The 18,446-nt window shown below is 63.8% G+C and carries 18 protein-coding genes; 4 read left to right on the top strand and 14 right to left on the bottom strand.

Translation table 11 applies throughout. The features are described 5' to 3' along the window. The 10 genes from LGN10_RS32730 to LGN10_RS32685 all read right to left on the bottom strand — a co-directional run. The coding region (locus tag LGN10_RS32730; RefSeq protein WP_411353861.1) for a DUF3683 domain-containing protein at positions 1-619 on the bottom strand (619 nt) is incomplete at its 3' end. A gap of 81 nt (positions 620-700) precedes the next feature. Continuing rightward, positions 701-949 (bottom strand): hypothetical protein, encoded by a 249-nt coding sequence (locus LGN10_RS32725; protein WP_059579608.1) that lies wholly within the window; start codon positions 947-949, stop codon positions 701-703. A 12-nt stretch (positions 950-961) separates the two neighbouring features. Next, positions 962-1,738, bottom strand: a complete 777-nt coding sequence (locus tag LGN10_RS32720) for a helix-turn-helix transcriptional regulator (protein ID WP_226226217.1) — start codon at positions 1,736-1,738, stop codon at positions 962-964. A gap of 1,028 nt (positions 1,739-2,766) precedes the next feature. Further along, on the bottom strand, positions 2,767-4,143 hold the full coding sequence (locus tag LGN10_RS32715; protein WP_226226216.1) for an MATE family efflux transporter: 1,377 nt from the start codon (positions 4,141-4,143) through the stop codon (positions 2,767-2,769). Then, positions 4,140-5,177 carry a cysteine synthase family protein gene (locus LGN10_RS32710; protein WP_226226214.1) on the bottom strand — a complete coding sequence of 346 codons (1,038 nt, stop codon included), beginning with the start codon at positions 5,175-5,177 and terminating at the stop codon, positions 4,140-4,142. The genes LGN10_RS32715 and LGN10_RS32710 overlap by 4 nt, the downstream gene beginning before the upstream one ends. A gap of 2 nt (positions 5,178-5,179) precedes the next feature. Continuing rightward, the gene (locus LGN10_RS32705) at positions 5,180-6,562 is read right to left on the bottom strand and encodes an alanine racemase (protein WP_226226213.1); all 1,383 of its coding nucleotides are present in this window, start codon (positions 6,560-6,562) and stop codon (positions 5,180-5,182) included. Continuing rightward, on the bottom strand, positions 6,556-7,725 hold the full coding sequence (locus tag LGN10_RS32700) for an ornithine cyclodeaminase family protein (protein WP_226226221.1): 1,170 nt from the start codon (positions 7,723-7,725) through the stop codon (positions 6,556-6,558). The genes LGN10_RS32705 and LGN10_RS32700 overlap by 7 nt, the downstream gene beginning before the upstream one ends. A 687-nt stretch (positions 7,726-8,412) precedes the next feature. Beyond that, positions 8,413-8,598, bottom strand: a complete 186-nt coding sequence (locus tag LGN10_RS32695; protein WP_226226211.1) for a hypothetical protein — start codon at positions 8,596-8,598, stop codon at positions 8,413-8,415. Positions 8,599-8,919: 321 nt separating this feature from the next. Beyond that, positions 8,920-9,462 carry a hypothetical protein gene (locus tag LGN10_RS32690; protein WP_226226210.1) on the bottom strand — a complete coding sequence of 181 codons (543 nt, stop codon included), beginning with the start codon at positions 9,460-9,462 and terminating at the stop codon, positions 8,920-8,922. A gap of 372 nt (positions 9,463-9,834) precedes the next feature. Beyond that, on the bottom strand, positions 9,835-11,820 hold the full coding sequence (locus LGN10_RS32685; RefSeq protein ID WP_226226208.1) for a gamma-glutamyltransferase family protein: 1,986 nt from the start codon (positions 11,818-11,820) through the stop codon (positions 9,835-9,837). Positions 11,821-12,427: 607 nt separating this feature from the next. On the opposite strand from LGN10_RS32685, the gene LGN10_RS32680 reads away from it, so the two are divergent. Beyond that, positions 12,428-13,363 (top strand): tyrosine-type recombinase/integrase, encoded by a 936-nt coding sequence (locus LGN10_RS32680; RefSeq protein WP_226226207.1) that lies wholly within the window; start codon positions 12,428-12,430, stop codon positions 13,361-13,363. A 39-nt stretch (positions 13,364-13,402) separates the two neighbouring features. On the opposite strand, the gene LGN10_RS32675 is transcribed toward LGN10_RS32680, so the two are convergent. The 3 genes from LGN10_RS32675 to LGN10_RS32665 all read right to left on the bottom strand — a co-directional run bounded on the left by LGN10_RS32675 (position 13,403) and on the right by LGN10_RS32665 (position 15,326). Further along, the gene (locus LGN10_RS32675) at positions 13,403-13,882 is read right to left on the bottom strand and encodes an RES family NAD+ phosphorylase (protein WP_060317467.1); all 480 of its coding nucleotides are present in this window, start codon (positions 13,880-13,882) and stop codon (positions 13,403-13,405) included. Then, entirely contained in the window at positions 13,879-14,334 is a 456-nt protein-coding gene (locus tag LGN10_RS32670; RefSeq protein WP_006480981.1) for an antitoxin Xre/MbcA/ParS toxin-binding domain-containing protein, read from the bottom strand. The genes LGN10_RS32675 and LGN10_RS32670 overlap by 4 nt, the downstream gene beginning before the upstream one ends. Positions 14,335-14,684: 350 nt before the next feature. After that, complete coding sequence (locus LGN10_RS32665; RefSeq protein WP_059579583.1) at positions 14,685-15,326, bottom strand: HD domain-containing protein; 642 nt, start codon at positions 15,324-15,326, stop codon at positions 14,685-14,687. Positions 15,327-15,498: 172 nt separating this feature from the next. Between LGN10_RS32665 and LGN10_RS32660 the strand changes: the two genes are divergently transcribed. The 3 genes from LGN10_RS32660 to LGN10_RS32650 all read left to right on the top strand — a co-directional run bounded on the left by LGN10_RS32660 (position 15,499) and on the right by LGN10_RS32650 (position 18,060). Next, positions 15,499-16,464 (top strand): GlxA family transcriptional regulator, encoded by a 966-nt coding sequence (locus LGN10_RS32660; protein ID WP_226226205.1) that lies wholly within the window; start codon positions 15,499-15,501, stop codon positions 16,462-16,464. Positions 16,465-16,749: 285 nt separating this feature from the next. Beyond that, the gene (locus LGN10_RS32655; RefSeq protein ID WP_060317460.1) at positions 16,750-17,061 is read left to right on the top strand and encodes a DUF4148 domain-containing protein; all 312 of its coding nucleotides are present in this window, start codon (positions 16,750-16,752) and stop codon (positions 17,059-17,061) included. A 285-nt stretch (positions 17,062-17,346) separates the two neighbouring features. Beyond that, entirely contained in the window at positions 17,347-18,060 is a 714-nt protein-coding gene (locus LGN10_RS32650) for a dienelactone hydrolase family protein (RefSeq protein ID WP_059579575.1), read from the top strand. A gap of 132 nt (positions 18,061-18,192) precedes the next feature. Here LGN10_RS32650 and LGN10_RS32645 read toward each other — a convergent pair. After that, the coding region (locus tag LGN10_RS32645) for a TolC family protein (protein WP_226226204.1) at positions 18,193-18,446 on the bottom strand (254 nt) is incomplete at its 5' end.

Here is an 18,446-nt window from a genome sequence, read left to right as displayed (position 1 = left end):
TCTCGGCTTCGGTGTCGGGCGTCAGCACGACGAACGGGTATTCGACGCGCCAGTCGGTCGCGTCGGTCACGTGCGACACGCGCGACAGCCCGTCGAAGCGGATGTTGTCCTTCTGCGTGCAGCGGCCAAGCGCCTTGGTTGCGCGGCGGCGCAGCTCGGCCATCTTGTCGAATTCGTCGGCGAACTCGTCGACCGCGCGCTGCGCCGCCGCTTCCAGCATCTCGACGCGCGATGCGCGTTCGCGGCCGGCGGCGTCGTACCATCCGCTCACACTCACCCGACGACGTCTTGCAATTTCGGACAGCCGGTCATGCAGCGTGGCGATCAGGAACGCGCGACGCGTTCGGTTATCGAGCAAGTCGTCCTGCAGATACGGGTTGCGGCGCACGACCCAGATGTCGCCGAGCACTTCGCAGAGCAGCCGCGCCGAGCGGCCCGTGCGGCGCTCGGCGCGCAGTTCGTCGAGCACCGACCACGCCTCTTCGCCGAGCAGGCGGATCACGATCTCGCGATCGGAAAACGACGTGTAGTTATACGGAATATTGCGCGACGGTTCATGTAATCCTGCTATTGCCCGAACACGATCTAGCAAATGTACGCTTGGCAGTCGGGCATTCATTGGCGTCTATGAAATGAATGATGATGCGATCGAGAACCACGCTCGGGAAAGCGGAATCGTATTCGGCAGGCAGCAGGCAAACTAAACGGAAATGGCGGTCCGGACCAGATCGAACGCGCTTTTCAGGATCATCGCCGTGGCTATGCCGATCAATGGAGGCGCAAGCACCCCGGTCACGCACAGCAGGACCCGGCCCGGGACCGGCAAGCCCGGCCGCTTCCATGCGATATAAAGCGCGGCAGGCGGCAGAAAGAGAATCGACAAAATATAGGCTTTGTACGTCAACCCATGACGCGCGACAAATGCCTTGACCTTTTCCTTGAAAGACATTCCCGAACTCTCCTAGATCAATCCCAGACGGCTGACCTTCGCCACCGCCTGCGCCCTGTTCGAAACACGCAGTTTTTCGTACACATTCGTCAGATGAAACTTGACCGTTCTTTCCGACATCGAAAGTATTCGGCCAATTTCCCACGCAGTCTTGCCTTCGACTACCCATTTGATTACATCGGATTCCTTTCTCGTGAACTGAATCCTGTCCAGATCCGCGCAAGCATCCGGCTCGAGGCCTGGTGCGCGTGATTCCACGGCTTCCCGGCTCTGTCTCGCAATCTTCTGGGTCAGTGCTGCATGCAAATGCATGGCAATGAGGCTGACGAGCAACGCCGAATGCAACGTCGTGTCTTCGCACTTCAACTGCAAGACGGTCCGAATGGCCGTCGAATCGCCGGGCGGCGCGCCAATACAAGCGACCACCCCCTGCCCGCGCATGTATGACGCGACATCGTTGACCTGCGCATCGCGTTGCGGCAATTCCCCGTCGAGATCGCGCCAGCGAAAGGTATGATCCTGACGATCCGACAAGGCGAAGCAACTCAAATATCGATCAATGTCGATCCCGGCTCCAAACAGCGTCAGGCCTCGTCGGGTTCCGGCGTCGTTCGCCGCACCATAGCGATATATCAGTCCGTGAGAAGCTGCATCGCCGCTTCCTCCATGCAAAATCAAACACTTGTCGAACGGAATCACGCGTCCGATTTTTTCCGCGAGCTGATCGATCCCCTCGGTCAAACCGTTGGGACGAAGAATCTCGCCAATGATGCGCGAAAAGGTCTCCAATTTTCTGGGCCCTTATTGAAAAGACAAGATTCGTATTCGTTGAGATGCTCCGGCAGCCCAATATCTGCCAAAGCTTCAAGGCCTTACCGGATTGGCAATCCAACGCCACTTCCTTTCTATGCGTAAGCACTGCGACAGTATCCAATGGCAACATCCAGGCAGCCATCGTTCGCGAATCGTGGTTTGAGAACCAGCACTCAGAAGGAATACAAACCAATTACGCAAGACCATTAACATCTGAATTATTTACTTGCCAATGGCTGAAACAGTTCGCCACACGGGCTATATATCTAGACTTCACGCTCTAAACTTGAAGCTGCGCAAGTATATCGGAGGACAGAAGACAGAAACATTACTTGCCGAAAAAAATTTGTAATCAACCTTTCTTTGGCATTACATCGAAAATGTGCGGTTTTATTGCATCGAATCTATTATAAGTCGCATAATATTTCAGCAATTCGACGAACTGCGGCATCTTGTCACAATCCAAACTTGGAAACGCCAGACAACTTTACAAATCGACCGACATCAATTTCAACCCGTCGTATAATTCGATGCATTATTTACATCGTCAGCATCTACGGCAATCAATTACCGTTGCGATAATTCAATAAATGCGGCCGATCAAATCATGCTTCCCGGATGTAGTTATATCTGCCGCGCTCTTGCGACCATCGATCTGCCGAATTAGAAAAATTTACTGACTGCGCAAACTCTCCACCGACGTATCTCGTCGGCATACGATTAGCGCAATCGCGAGCGGTGACCGTCACGGCTTGTGCATCCCCAAAGCGGAATACGCCGTATGAGGGGGTCACGACCACCATGCCGCGCACCGGGTACGGTCGCGGACAAGGAGAGGTCGCCGTCTATGAACGGCAACGCATGCGGACAGTCGGGGAATTCGGCCGGCATTCCGCCGCTGGCGAGACGAGCGGACGTGCCGCGTTCGATGCAATGCCGGCCGGTACTTCGGGAAGTCTGGTGCCCAGTGTGCACCGGTGTACTCATTGGAAACTACGTCGCGTTCACGAATGTCCGTCTTGCGTCCGTTTCGTCATCGCGCGAAGGCGACCTTCGAACTTGTGCAGCAACATCGACGCCGTGGCCGCAAGGCCGATGGCGAGTCCGCTCCATATGCCATAGATGCCGTATCCCAGCAGCACACCGGCCACCCAGGCGACCGGCAGACCGATGACCCAGTATCCGACGATCGATATTCGGAACGAACTCGTTACGTCACCGAGCCCTCGCAAGATGCCAACGCCGATGTTCTGGCTGCAATCGAAGATCTGCAGCAGTGCCGCGATCGTCAGCAGCCCGCCAGCGAGGCGCAGCACTTCGGCACTCGCGGCCACACCGTTATCGAGAAATGGCGCGAGCACGCGGGTGGGCGCAATGAGATACGGAAGCGCAACGACCAGCATGGTCACGACGCCCAGCGCGAGCCCCGTATAACCGAGTCGACGCGCCCCGCGATAGTCGTGCCGTGCACACGCATGGCTGATGCTGATCGACGACGCATGAGACAAGCCGACGGAAATCATGAACACGATGTAGATCACCTGATTCACGATTGTCTGGGCGGCGAGCGCATCGGCGCCGAGCGTCCCGATCACGAGCGTGAGGACGGTAAAGAACGCTGCCTCCGATCCATAGGTTGCCGCAATCGGCAAACCCATCCGCCACGTCCGCGCCAACGTATCGGCATCGGCACGCCAGACGGCGAGCGACAAGTGTTCGGACAGTTCCGGCCGGCGCCTAGCGATCGTCAGGAACGCGATGAAGGAAAGCAGGTACACGCAACTGGTTGCGCACGCAATGCCGATCAGGCCGAGCTTCGGAAATCCGAACCGGCCGAACATCAATGCATAGTCGAGCGCGGCGTTGACGACGATCGATACGATCGTGATCGCCAATAGCGGCCCAGGCCTGCGCAATCCGACGGTATATTGTCGAAGCACCTGAAACCAGAGACACGGCAACATGCCGGGCGCGGCCGCCGCCAGATAGAACGACGCTTGCCGCGCGACGTCGGGGTCCTGACCGAGCCAGACAAGCGGCTTTTCGATGCACAGCATCATCAATGCAAACACGAGTGCCGCGAGCGTCGACAACGCAAAGCCGGACCGCACCAGCCGCATGATTTCCGCATGCGTGTGCTGGCCGTTCGCGAACGCGACGAGGTTGCCGGTTCCCGTCACCAGCCCGGTTCCCATCGTCCGGAACTGGTTGAAGATCGTCAGCGCGAGACCGCCAGCGGCGATCTCGCGCGGGCCAAGCATCCCCATCATGACGATGTCGGTGGTTGTCAGCGCCACCTGTGCGAGCTGCGTGAGAACGAGCGGAGCGGCAAGCGCGCCGATTTGCCTGGCATCGAGCCAGACTTGCCGATGAAGTTTCATACGGCGCGGGAAAATATCGATTCAAGTTCGTGAGCAACCGACTCGTCGAGCAGATTCCGCTCTCGCATCCAGTCGTCGTTGAACACCGTGTCCAGATATTTCTCCCCGCCGTCACAGACCAGGGCCACGAGTGTCGCACCCGCGGGCAGCGAATCGAACATCTTCAACGCATGCCAGATGACACCGCCTGCCGAGCCGCCGACGAGCAGCGACTTCTTGCGTGCGATATGGCGTGCCGTATTGAATGCGGCCGCGTCCGTCACTTTGAAGCCTTCGTCGAGCAACGCATAGTCGACCAACGCGCCGATCTCGGCGCCGGGCGGTGTCCCGGTGCCGGACTGATAATACGGCCCGCCTTCGCCGCCGAAAACGATCGAGCCGACGGGCTCGACGCCGACGACTCGCGGCGCCGGGCCGGTCGCGAGCAGTTCCCGCGCAGTGCCGAACAGCGACCCGCCGGTGCCGACCGAACCGACCAGAAAGTCGATCCGGTCGCCAAGAATGTCGCGCAGTTCATGTGCCAGCCCGCGATAACCGTTACCGTTCGCGGGATTGTTGTGCTGCTCCGTCCAGATGCCGTGCGGATCGTCGGCCGCCATGCGCTTGGCAAGTGCGTCCCGGTCCGCCGTCGCGATCTCGTCGCCGTCGCTCACGTAGACGAGCGCCGCGCCGAAGGCCTGCATCGCACGCAACTTGTCTTTCGATGCGTGACGATCCACGACCGCGGTGAACCGATAGCCGCGCTCGGCCGACAACAGCGCGAGCCCCATGCCCGTATTGCCGGAGGTCGATTCGATCACATGCCCGGCCGGCCGGAGACTCCCGTCCCGTTCGGCTTCGTCGAGCATCTGCCTTGCCATCCGGATCTTGGCGCTGCCGGTCGGATTCGTCGACTCCAGTTTAAGCAGGATGCGCGCGCCGTTGGCGCCGCGAATCAATTCGAACAACGGCGTGCGGCCGACAAGATCCGATACCTTCGACACGATCGCAGGTACGGTGATCGTGGCTTGCTCACCGAGAAAGCGTACATTCATGGTCAGGCTCCCGGAAACTGGAAGAGGCGATCGACGCGCCAACGCGGCCGTGCGCCGTCAAGTGTCAAGACAAGCTTGGGTGGAAGCGGCAGCTCGTGAAACGAAGATTCGTTCGAATCCATCTGGTAGCCGGCCGTGTTTGGGTAGATCAGCAGATCGCCGGGTTCCGGGCGCTGCCCGAATGCGATCTTGCGCCAGGTCAGCATGTCCGAATCGAGGCAGCTCGCCCCGCCGACACAGGCGCGATAAGGCGTGCCCGTGCGCGGCGATCGCGAGGGCTCGCGCGCCGCGCTCAGCAGTTCCGGATCGGGCAGGAATTCGCTGGCGAACCATTGCTCCGAAACGCTGAAGCTCGTGCCATTGACGGTCGCGATGCCATAGTCGCCGCAGTCCTTCACGCCCTGCACGGCAAAGACCGTGAATCCTGCCTGATCCAGCAGTGCACGCCCCGGTTCCAGCATGATTTTCAGGCCATACTCGCGGGCCAGTTCGGCGAGTGTTGCGGACTCCGTGTCGGGAGTGCCCGCCAGGATTGCATCGAGCATCCGCGCGCCGCTGCAGGCAGAGTGATACGGATAGAAGCCGCCGAATACCTTGTTCGCGTGGTAATCGTCCGGCCGGTGTGCGTGCTGGAATGCGCGCCAGTCGCTCTCGCTGGCGTACGACATCGCGAAGCCGCCGCCGATATTGATCGTGTTCGGCGCAAGGCCGAGTTCACGAGCAGCCATGCACGCACGCATCGCCATCGCGGCCTGATTGCAGCGCTCCATCGCGCTGTAACCGGACAGATGAAACGAGAACCCTTCGAGAGCGACCGACGCCTGCATCGCGGCACAGGTCGACAGCGCAACGCGCAGCGCCTCGGCACTCAATCCGAATCGACTATCGCCTCGTGCCGTGGGCGCCATGCGCAACAGAATGCGCGCGGTCCGCCTGGCCTGTCCCGAGATCGCGATCAGCCGATCGAGTTCCTCCTCGCTGTCGATCGCGATCAACGCATCGTGCGAAACCGCGAGCCGCAGCAGCGCCTCCGACTTCGACGGCCCGGATACGCCGATATCGGTCCCGCACACCCCGGCGGCCAACGCTTCCGAGAATTCGCCCGTGCTCGCGACGTCGACGCCGATCCCGGATGCCGCGGCCGCATGCGCGAAGCATCGCGCCTTGTTCGCCTTCTTCGCATAATAGATGCGCCCCGACACCTGGCGATCGTCCAGTACGCGCTGAAATTCGGCGACATTGCGCGCGAAGCGCCCGGGAAACAGGAAATGAACGGGTGCGTCGAAGCCATCGACAAGATCGTGGATCATCGCCTGATGTCCGTCCACGAAATCGCGCAGTAGCGGATCCCACAACGCGGGCAATCGGGGAATATCCGTCACCATAGTTCGACTTCCCGACCGAGCCTTTTCGCCAGCGCGGCATCGGCCAACACGCGCCCGAGCGCGATGTCCGTCACGATCATTCCGCTGTTGAACGCGTAAACGATATCGGTGTCGTTGCGCCGTGCAGGCTTGCGGCCCAGCAGTATGTCCGGCAACTCGGCGTCGACAGCAGGCAGTTTTCCGGCTTCGTCCACGAGATCGGCGCCGGTCACCTGCATTTGCGCCTCGCTCGTCGCGATGCGGTAATCGGCGCAATGCAGCGCGTCAGCATGAATTCCGTATCCGACCAGCAGGGCCAGCGCGCCCGGCTTCAGCGCCGCGTGCCGCACGGCCTCCGATACACCGGCGCCAGCCACGCCCAGCACGATGTCGGCCTCGTTCGCGGAGGCGACGAGATCCTTCGACACTTCGATGTCACGATCCGGGTGAAAGCGCTTCAGCGTATTGCGCACGGCGTCGATTCCCGACTCGTAGTGACCGTGCACGATCACGCGCTCGACGTCCGGCAATGCGGTGAGCAGGAACGGCGCCGCCATCCGCCCCTGCGTGCCCGTGCCGACGATGAGGGCCGTTCGCGCCCGCGGCGCCGCCGCGCGCGCGATCAGGGCCGACACCGCCGGCGTGCGCAGCGACCCGACCAGGCTGCCGTCCATCAGCGCGACAGGCAGGCCCGTTTCGTCGTCGAACAGCAACAACGTCGTGTAGTACTTCTGAAGTTCGCGGTTATGTTCCGGATCGAACTTATACGACGTCTTGAAACCGACCGTTCTGCGTCCACCGTCTCGACCCAGCATCGAGTACGCGACAGAATGCTTGTCCGCCGGCTGGCTCATCAGCTTGCGCGGATTGTCGGATTCGCCGGTGCCGAGGCCAAGGTATGCCCGTTCGACGGCTTCGAGCACCATCGATGGGTCGTAGTCGAGTTCGTCGATCGTGCGCTTGCCAAGCACCAGGAGTTTCGAGGGTTGCGTCGCGAGCCGCGGCCGAATGTCCGCGTCGGGTTTGGCGTCATCTGCCATCGTGGATATCATCGTATTCACTCGTGTCTCACCGAATTTCACGTATCGAAGGGGCCTGCCGCATGCATCGTGCAGGTTGACTTGAACACGGATGTAACGGGGCGACGCCGGTGGACCGGATCGCCTCGTCGCCGCGCCATTCATCGTGTGCAATGGGTTTCGACATCGGCCATGAATCGGACGGATCGATCCCGTCGAAAAGAGTCATTTGTTTCCCTCGTGTGAAATCCGGCACTCACCTGTCTGACATCAGGCGAATACGCCGCTTTCGGTGTCGACGACCGATGCACCGCGTGGTGCATTTCGCGGTCGTCTTCTCTCGATATTGTTCGGTGGAGATGAATCGGATGTGTCGGTCGACTGGCGACACGTTCCATTACCGCGGGTGCTTCATGCTTAGCGGCGTATTCATCATGCGATCTCGTTTCTCGAAGGTCGGATTAAAGGTAATAAAAAAGTAATTCACAACCGTTTCATTTTTCATCGAACCCACTCTTATAATTTCGCAATCCGAATCAATTGAATTATAAAATGCGTCATTGGCGTCAATTCGAACCACAAGATGACTCGCAATTGACGCTGATCAAGTAATCATCGCTTCGATAACGAAAATACCGTGCTTCGCCTGCGGTTCATCAGGCACGGGCTGACGAGTTCAGAAAATTCGGCGGGATTCTCCCAACGTCGGCATAGCCTGCTTTGCAGGCGGCCCCCAGGTCACATCAATCTGAAACCCCATCAACGTCGAGGGTGGCGGCCGACAGAGAATAGAAATCGCTCGTATTTATAAACCAGCCACCACTTTTCTTGCAAACACTTTATTCAATCATTTCAAATACCTTTACGGCGATCGTCATTGAGCCATGAAAGTGAAAATTGCGAGCGATAGCTGCTTGATAGCAGCATCGAAAGGCCCGGCTTGCGCGCCGACATCAGGTTGCTGCGCCCGTCAATGTGCGGCCCGGGCATCCAAGCGTGAAGAGATACGGAAACACCGCACAAGGCGGGCTCATCCATTCCACGGCGCTCCGATGTCACTCAACATGCCGCCTGGACGATAGGCCCCTTGAAGTCGCCAAAGCGCCCCGCATCGGGGGCCGCCGAAATGTTCGGGGTGGATACGCCGTTCCGGTGTCCCCGGCCCGATGGCCGTCTCCTTTCGGCGTCGAGTTCAGTCGAGCGCCCACTTTTTTATTTCTGTCATCCTAATCAATATCGATGCACTCATGCTGCCGTGTTTCGACATGAGACACCGCGCACGACACATCGCGTTTCCCCAATAGAAAAGCCCGGCCCGCATCGAAGCGGGCCGGGCCGTGACGCGATGCGTGCTACTTGTTACAGCGCGCCGCCTTGCGCCGACGCCGAGCCCTTCACGCCAACCGACGCGCCGCCCTGCACCGAGTTCGTCGCGCCTTCGAGCACCTCGCCGGCCTTCGCCTTCGCGCCGCCGGCGACGTCGCCCGCGGTCGACACCGCGCCTTGTGCATGGCTCTTCGCCGAGCCCGCGACGCGCTTCACGTGCGACTTCGTCGTGTGGACGGCCGACGCCGTCGCATCCTTCGTCGCGCCGGCCGCGGAACCGACCGCCTGCGTCGCGCCGCCGACCGCCGCGCCGGCTGCCGAGCCCACGCCGCCGACCGTCTTGCCGACGCCGTTCAGCGCGCCGCCGACGACATCGCCCGCGCCCGAACCCGAACCTGCCGCATTCGCGCCGCCGCCGGCCTGCACACCCACGCCGCCGCCGAGCAGCGGCGTCTGGACCTGGGCGCCGACGCCTGCGGAACCCTGCGCACCGGTCTGGGCCGTCTGTGCGAATGCAGCCGAAGTCGCCATCGCCGTCAGAGCGGCACCCAGCAGAATCGTGCGAATCGTGTTCATGGTCATTCTCCCCAAAGACGTTGTTGCTGCGGGCCGCCTTCGTGCGGCTTGTCGCATGCCTCGCCGCGACATGCGGCAGGTGGGGCTAATGTAGCGGCGGCGGCGTGCAAAACGATCGAATTGCGGGGACTGTTACTTCCGTTGCAAATGCTGACGATTGACTCACACTGTTTGACAATCGGAGGGTTGCGGCGGGGCGGCCGCCCTATTCGACGATGGACGGGCGCGGCCCGGGCCGGCAGACGTGCTTCATGCCGGCCGCCTCATCTGCATTCCGAAGGATGAGGATCGCGTGGCCGTCGATGCGGCCGCGTCACGATGCACGGCCCCGGCCGCTAACGAGCGGACCGGGGCCGTGCGTACGCTGCCCGGCTACGGCCGGAACGTATCGCCGAGCACGATGCCTTCGCGACGCGGATCGGTGCCGCCCTGCAACGCGGGCGACTGGCCGACCGTCACGCGCATCACCGTGTTGACGCCGCTCGCCTGAGCGGACGTCGATACCTTGTGCCCGAGCGCGAGCAGCCCCGTGATCAGCGGATCGTTCGCGCCGCTGTTCGCCGGGTTGACGTTCGGATGCTCGCCGCCGATCGTGGTCGTCGGGCTGTTGCTCGCGCCGAAATCGACGAGCCCCGCCGACTGCTGCGCATCGAGCCCCCAGTCAAGCGCGCCAACCAGCGTCTTGACCACGTATTGCGGAATCGTGCCGCCGCCCGGCGAACCGGTCGCCATCACGAAGTCGCCGCGCGAGCCGTCGGCAGCCTGCCCGAACACGATCGTCGGCGCCATCGAGCTGCGCGGCCGCTTGCCCGGCTGCAGGCGGTTCGCGACCGGATTGCCGGACGTGTCGAGCGGGTTCGCGGAGAAGTCGGTCAACTGGTTGTTCAGCAGGAAGCCGTTGGTCATGTGAAACGAGCCCATGCTCGATTCGACCGTCGTCGTCGCGCTCAGCACGTTGCCGTCGCCATCCACGATCGTGAACTGGTTCGTGCCGTGCTCGATCAGCGTCGTGTCGACGCCGAGCGGCACGGCACCGAGATTGCCGGGCTGCGCGGTGCCCATGCTCTTGGCCGGGTCGATCAGCGCCGCGCGCGATTTCAGGTACGGCTTGTTCAGCAACGTGTTCCACGTGCCGCCCGGCAGCGGCACGAAGTCGGTATCGGCCACGTACTTGTCGCGGTCGGCATACGCGAGCCGTTCGGCTTCGGTAATGAGATGAACGCCCGCGACGGTCGGCTTGCCGCCTTCGAGATCGATCGCCGTCGGTTTCAGCGACTTCAGGTCATAGTTCTCGAGGATGCCGAGCGCCGATGCGACCGCGATGCCGCCCGACGACGGCGGCGGCATCCCGCAAACCCAGTAACTGCGATAGGTCGTGCACACCGGGTCGCGGCGCTTCGCCTGATATGCGGCAAGGTCGGCGACGGTCGTCTTGCCCGGCGTGAGCGTCGAGCCGTCCGCGCCCTTCGTCGCGGCGATCTTCGCGACGATGTCCTGCGCGATCTGCCCCGTATACAGCGCATTCGCGCCCGACTGCGCCATCAGCGACAGCGTGCGCGCGTAGGCCGGATTCTTCAGAACGGTGCCGAGCGTCTTCGGCGAACCATCGGCGTTCAGGAAATACGCGGCGGCTTCGGGGTCGCGCTTCAGGTTCGCGGCATTCGCGGCGATCGCGTCGGCCAGCCGGCCGCCGATCGGGAAACCGTTGGTCGCGAGCGTAATCGCATCGCCGAACAGGCTCTGCCACGGCAAGCGGCCGTGATCCTGTTGCAGCGCCTCGATGAGCCGCGGCACGCCGATCGTGCCGATCGAGCGGCCGCTCGCGCGCGCGCTCGGCAGCGGCGCCGAATGATCGGTGGCGTCATCGACGTAGCGCAGGTAGTTCTCGGTCGCGGCGGCCGGCGCGGTTTCGCGGCCGTCGTATGCCTGCAGCGTCTTGCCGCGCGCATCGTAGTAGAGCAGCACGCCGCCCGAGCCGAGGCCCGTCGCCTCGGGCACCGTCAGGCCGAGCACGGCCTGCACGGCGACCGCCGCGTCAGCGGCCGTGCCGCCCTTCTTCAACACCGCGCAACCGGCCGCGCTCGCGTACGCGTTCGACGTGGCTACGAGGTACGTTTTCGCATAGACGGGCTTCATCCCGGTGCGATAGCCCGACGACGCTTCCGGCAGCGACGGGTCGCCCGGCTGGTTCGAGCCCACCACGACCGTCGCGCCGCTGTTGTCGACCGCGAGGCAGCTCGCATCGGCGGAAGGCGCGGTCGTGCGGGCCGCCTCGTTCTCGACGTCGCCGCCACAGGCGGTCAGCAAGGCTGCCGCGAGCAACGCGGACGCATACGGAAAAATCGCTGTTCTGTGCATTGTCTGCCGATGTTCCTGTCGATCGTTGCGATGGGCATCCTGTTGCCGGCAACCGCCTCGGTGCCCGGGCAACGTGTTCGATACTCGCACGGACAAAATTTTTCCGGCAATAGGGAAATCACGTCACGCAGCCGAAAGTTGTGTACGCAACGTCACCGAACCGGCATGCGGTTTTGCCTGCTGCATCGCAATGCGGCTTACATCGCGACGCAAATGGCGTTCGCCGTGCTCGCGCGGCCGGGCAGGCAAGCCCACGCCGGCGCGGCTGCGGCGCCTTCGCCCGACGCGCGGCAGCCGCGCCATTGCGCACGCTGCCCGCGCTTGACAACGCCTGCGTTCTTGCCTGAAGCTCGGCTTCCTCGCACGGCTGGTCGCGTTCATGCCGGCCGGCGGCTAATGGTCAGGAATCCGGATATCGATGCAATGGAACTGCGTACCGGATACGTTCCGCGTCTTCATCACGCTGTTGCGCGTGCTCGTTTGCCTGACGATGAACGATGACGACATCGACGGCACGCGTACCGCGGCCTGACGGGTCGGCATCGCCGCGCTCCGCCCTGGCATCCGGACGATTGCCGGCGTCACCGCGTCCGGCTATAAAACGGAGATGGACACGACTCGCTGGATTCACGACCCCGTCGGCGCGTTTCGCGCCTGGCAGGAAACCACTGCGGCCGGCGCCGGCCGCCGGCCGTTCGCGCCGCGCTCGGTCGTGCAGCACGTCGCGATGTTCGAGCGATTCCTGCGCCACCTGAGCGCACATCGCGTGTCGCTCGCGACATTCGGGCCCGACCACGTCGCAGCCTTCCTCGCCGAACTCGACCGCACCTGCGCGCCCGGCACGTCGACGCGCGTGCGCTATGCGAAGCTGATCGACCGGCTCGGCCGGCATCTGGTCGACACCGGTGTGCGGACGATCCATCCGGCCGGCCGATCGACGCGCGATCTCGCATGGCCGGACGGCGAGCCCGAGCCCTGCTACCTGCCGCCCGATGCCGACGCGGCGCTGCAGCGCCATGTGCAGCCTCGAGCGAACGACACGCCGGCCGACTGCCGGAATCGCGCGATCGTCGCGCTGCTGCTCGCGAGCGGCATCACGTCGGCCGAGATCCGCGCGGCGACAGGCGACGCACTCGATCTCGACGCGCGGCCAGCGGCGTTGTCGGTGCCGCGCGATCGCGCGCGGCCGGCGCGCCGGATCGCGCTCGCCGCGTTCGCGGTGGCGCCGCTCGCCGCATGGCTCGCGCACTCGACCGACGTGCCGCCGTCGGCGCGGCTGTTTCCCGCGCCGCGCGGGGGAGCGATGAACGACATGTTCCTGCTGCTGGTCGTACGTGACGCGCTGAACGCGATCGGCTTTCGCGCAGCGGACATGAGCCCGCGCATACTCCGCAATACCTATGCGCGCCGCCAGTTGCTCGCCGGCCACGCGCATGCCGATGTCACGGCGATGCTCGGCCTCGCCAGCATGCGAACGGTCACGCGCATCCGGCAGACGCTGCCGCCCGATGCGGCCGCGGATCGCGCCGCTCACGAGCGCTGAACGCGCGCCGCCGGCGCGGATCGTGTTCCTCCCGGTTCGCTATTCGCCCGGCCTCGACTGGACCAGCCGCAGAATCCGCGTGTCGTACGGCGCTTGCATCACTTCCGCGATACGGATACTGGACGCGGCCGGATGCAGCGGATTCAACAGGAAGTTATGGGCGTGCGGCACGACGACGCTCGGCACGCGCAGCAGCGCGCTCGGCTGCGTGTGCAGCCACTCGGTGCCGGCGCTGCGGGTCCAGTCGACGTTCGTTCGCCAGTCCTCTGGCGCATCGCCTTCGGCGATTTCGGCCACGTCCACGGAATCGGGCACCTCGATACGCAGCAACTGGTAGCCGCTCGGCAATTGCGCGACGGTCGCGATTTCGAAATGAACCAGCGTCTCGAGCAACGCGAGCGCCGGATGCTCGGCGAGATACACAACCGGCTGCCCGGCGAAATGCCAGCGCCCACCGGCCCGCAACCCGCCGACGCCTTTCAGGTCGGCGTAATTGCTGATCCGCCACAGCGTCGTCAAGCGAAATACCCCTCGTCGATCTGCGTGAGGGCCTCTTCGACGAGCCGCGCGCCATGCTCGGTGCTCGCCATGTCGAGCGACGTGCGGCCGCCGAAGCGCTGGAGCCCGTTGCGCAGCCACGCCATCGCCTTGTCCTGGTCGCCGAACGTGGCTGTCGCCTGCGCGACGATGCGTGCGAGACGAATCGCCTTGTCCGACTCTTCCGGCGACAGGCGTTCGTGCGCCTGGCGACGATGGCTCAGCGTGCGGCGCGGGATGATGAAGGCCAGCTCGTCCGATTTCAGCCCGCGCTCGGACAGGCGATCGATCACCGACACGTCGACGCGCGCGCTCGCCAGTTCGGCCAGATCCGCGCCCGAGCGAACGCGGATCGCCAGCAGCTGTTCGAGAATCGTGAATTCGGCCTGACGCGGATGGGCGACGCCCGAAGGATGAAAAGCGATGGTGCTCATGACCTGTCTCCGGCAATTTGCCCAACCATTATAGGCGTTTTGCCGGATGCTTGCGGACGGCCGAGCATCGGGGTTTGCCCGTCGGGCTGGCAGGCCGGTATTCGGGGACACGCGAATCGGAGATTCGCCTCGGAGAGCGCGTACACAAATTCAGTATATAAAATTCACGCGCCTGATTACCCGAAGTTGTCACGTAACAATTTTCCGGCTTCCGGCGGTAATACGCGAGTCGAACGAACGCCCCTTGTCCCCCGGGTTCGGCCAAGGCCGCGAGGGTGGCGTCGGCGCCGAATGCGCCGTACGCCCGGCAGTCGATCAACGTCGGCCGAGGCGCGGCCACCCTCCCCCGCTCAGCCGGCCCATGCGGACGCCCGAATCACGCTGCAGAAGTTGCCCGCACGGAAATGCGGATCCTTGTCCGCGAGCACGTCGGCCTTTACGTTGCCGAACGTCGTGCCGGGCTTGTGCTTGATGCCGTCGTAGAACGCCTGAATGATGTCTTCCTTGAAATGCGGCGTGCGCGGATGCGCGCGCACGACCGCTTCCCGCTCGACGTCGCTGTATTCCGGGTAAGCGAGGCCCAGTACGTCCATTTCGACGCCCGCCGTGACCAGCGCGACGACAGGATGCATGTGTTGCGGAATGCCGGGCGTGGTATGCAGTGCGATCGACGTCCACACGACGTCGATGTCCTGTTGCGATATCCCGTGGCCCTTCAGAAAATCGCGGGCGGCATTGGCACCGTCCACTTCAAAGCGCTCGCATGCGCTGCTGTGCCGGTGCGTGAGCCCCATGTCATGGAACATGCAGCCGCAATAGAGCAGCTCGGGATCGTAGTCGAGCCCGCGGCGCCGGCCCGCCAGCGCCGCGAAATAAAACACGCGGCTCGAGTGATGGAACAACAGCTCGGACTCGGTATCGCGCACGAGTTCGGTAATCTCGCGCGTCAGTCGCGTAGCGGGAAGGGTAATGCCGGCAACACTCACAGTCATGGTCGACCTCCGTGGAAGATACCCTCGATTCTCCGGAGTCCGACGTATGTCTTAAATAGACATGTCACGACAAATTCTGCCATTTTGCGCGATCGACGGACACGACGCCTGCACGGCGAATGCGGCGCCCCTATACTGCTGCGCATCACGTTCGATACAACACGCAACGATCATGCCGAAGGTCGTGGGTATTTTCGCCGTTCCGGGCGTTCAGCTGCTCGACGTCTCCGCGCCGCTCGACGTGTTCGCGCAGGCGAACGCCGAATGCGGGAAACCGTTCTATGCGTTGCGGATCATCGCGGCCGGGCCAGGCCCGATCCGCAGTTCGTCCGGTGCGCGGTTGCTGCCCGACTGGATCGCGCCCGACATCCCCGAGCGCATCGACACGCTGCTGGTCGCCGGCGCGCCGAACGCCGGCCAGATCGCGCTGCGCACCGACCTCCTCGCGTGGCTGCGCGCGGCGGCCGTGCAAAGCAGGCGCTACGGCTCGATCTGCACCGGCGCGTTCCTCCTCGCGGCCACCGGCCTGCTGAAAGGGCGTCACCTGACCACGCACTGGGCCGCTGCCGACGCGCTCGCGCAGGCGTATCCGTCGCTCGCGGTCGACGCCGACGCGCTGTACGTGCGCGACGGCAAGCTGCGCACCGGCGCCGGCGTCACGGCCGGGCTGGATCTGGCGCTCGCACTGGTCGAGGAGGATCTCGGCCGCGAGATCGCGCGGCGGGTCGCCGCGCAACTGGTGATGTTCTTCAAGCGCCCGGGCGGGCAACTCCAGTTCAGCCGCAAGGGCGAAGCGCGCCCCGCCGGGCGTTCGGTGTTGCAGGAGGTCCAGCGCTGGATCGCGGCGCATCCCGAGCTCGAGCATTCGGTGGCCGAGATGGCGAAGCATGCGGGCATGAGCGCGCGCCATTTCGCGCGGTTGTTCCGCGCGGAGGTCGGCATGACGCCGGCCGCGTGGGTCGAGATGACGCGCATCTCGGCCGCCCGCCGGTTGCTCGAGAACGGCCACGACACGCCGAAGCAGGTCGCCGCGAAATGCGGCTTCGCGAACGTCGATACGCTCAGGCGAGCGTTCACCCGGCATGTCGGCATCACGCCGGCCGAATACCGGAAACGGCAGGCGACCCTGGCGGCGTGATGCGAAACGGGCAATGCCGACGGCCTCGCAAAAATAATTCGGAATGCGATTCAACTGCCCCTCTCGCGTCTGTCGCGCCGATCGACTCGATCGCCTGAAGGCCCCGCTCGTGCTCCGGCACGCCGGCAATATTCAGACGAAACGCCATGCCGCGCGAATCGTTTACCCAGTTGCAATAATGATTCGCTGCAACGCGTATTTCCGACCGGTAACGCGATCGTTACGATGCAATCAACCGCTGAACGCAACGAGCGAAGCGCGAAATCAACAGAACCGGAGGTCACCATGAAGTCGTTCATCACCGCTGTCGTCGCCGCAACTGCCCTGTCCGCGTCGTACGGCGCATTCGCGCAATCGAACCCGTCGGGCTCGCTCACGCGTGCCCAGGTGCGTGCGGAACTCGTTCAGCTCGAACAGGCCGGCTACAAGCCCGAAGCATCCGATCCGTATTACCCGCGTGCACTGCAGGCCGCCCAGGCCCGCGTGACGAACGCCGATGAAACCGGCTACGGCGCGCAAGCAGCCGCCGGCGCGCGTGCCGGCCGCGCGATCGCGGTCAAGCAGGAAGGCCGCGACTCGATCTATTTCGGCCAGTAAGCCGGATACGCGCCCGCGTATTCACGGCGTACTCGCGCCGTATTCCGATACGCACGTCGTACACGCGACACCCCGCTCCCGTTCACCGGGGCGGGGTGTTTGCTTTCCGGTCGTCCGCTTCCGTCCCCCGGTCGCGCGACGCGGTACCGTTCACGCAGGCGTCCGGTGTTTGCGCATAGAATGGCCCGTGGTCGGCGCCGGCCGGAATGAACGCGAGCGGTATCACGACGCCCGCTGGCCGGCCCGATGTCGCACTCGGCGCATTTTTCGAAAAGGAGCGGTTTCATGTCTCAAACATCCGGTTCCACGATCACGTTTCGCCGCCCGGACGGTCAGGAGCTGCAGGGCTATCTCGCCACGCCGGCACGGACCGAAGGCGCGCCCGCGGTCGTCGTCATCCAGGAATGGTGGGGGTTGAACGACCAGATCCGCGGCGTCGCGGATCGTCTCGCGCGCTGCGGCTACTTCGCGCTCGTGCCCGACCTGTATCGCGGCAAGTCGACCGTCGAGGAGGAAGAAGCACACCACTTGATGACCGGCCTCGATTTCGGCGACGCCGCGTCGCAGGACATTCCCGGCGCGGTCGCGTACCTGAAGACGCTCGCGCCGCGTGTCGCGGTGACGGGCTACTGCATGGGCGGCGCCCTCACGCTGCTGTCGCTGCAGTATGCCGAAGCCGACGCCGGCGTCACGTGGTACGGTCTGCCGCCGCTCGACTACCTCGACCCGGCCAAGCTCAAGGTGCCGCTGATGGGCCACTGGGCGACGCAGGATGCGTTCTTCACGATCGACCAGGTCGACGCACTGGAAAAGAAGCTGACCGATGCGAACGTCGGTTTCGAATTCCACCGCTATCTCGCGCACCATGCGTTCGCGAACGAGACGGCCGTCGGCCCCGGGCGCATCGCCGGCACGCAGTTCGATCCGGTGTGGTCGCAGATGGCGTGGGATCGCACGCTCACGTTCTTCGGCCGGACACTCTGGACGAAGCAAGCGTAACGTCATGCCGCGCCTCGCACGGGCGACGGTACACAACACAACGCCACGGACTTTCGTCCGTGGCGTTCTCGTTTCCGCATACAGCCGGTTCGACACGCAAGCGCGGCAAACCGCGCTCGCCCTTCTCCATGCTTACCCGTTCGCCGCTGCCGACGCAGGCGCCGGCGCGGCCGCCTTGTCGTAGTCGACCGGCGCATCCGGCGCGCGCGGCGCTTCGCCGGCACGCTGGATCCACCCGCCGCCGAGCGCGCGGTACAGGTCGACCAGGTTCGTCCAGCGGGCCAGACGCGCGCTGATCAGCGACTGCTGCGCCGAGTACAGATCCGTCTGCGCGGTCAGCACCGACAGGTAGCTGTCGACGCCGTTCTTGTACCGCAGGTCCGACA

It is taken from the genome of Burkholderia sp. AU32262 (assembly GCF_020419985.1).
Taxonomy (GTDB): Bacteria; Pseudomonadota; Gammaproteobacteria; order Burkholderiales; family Burkholderiaceae; genus Burkholderia; species Burkholderia semiarida.
The sequence above is the reverse complement of the archived record's forward strand: the minus strand, read 5'-3'. Positions and strand labels throughout refer to the sequence as shown.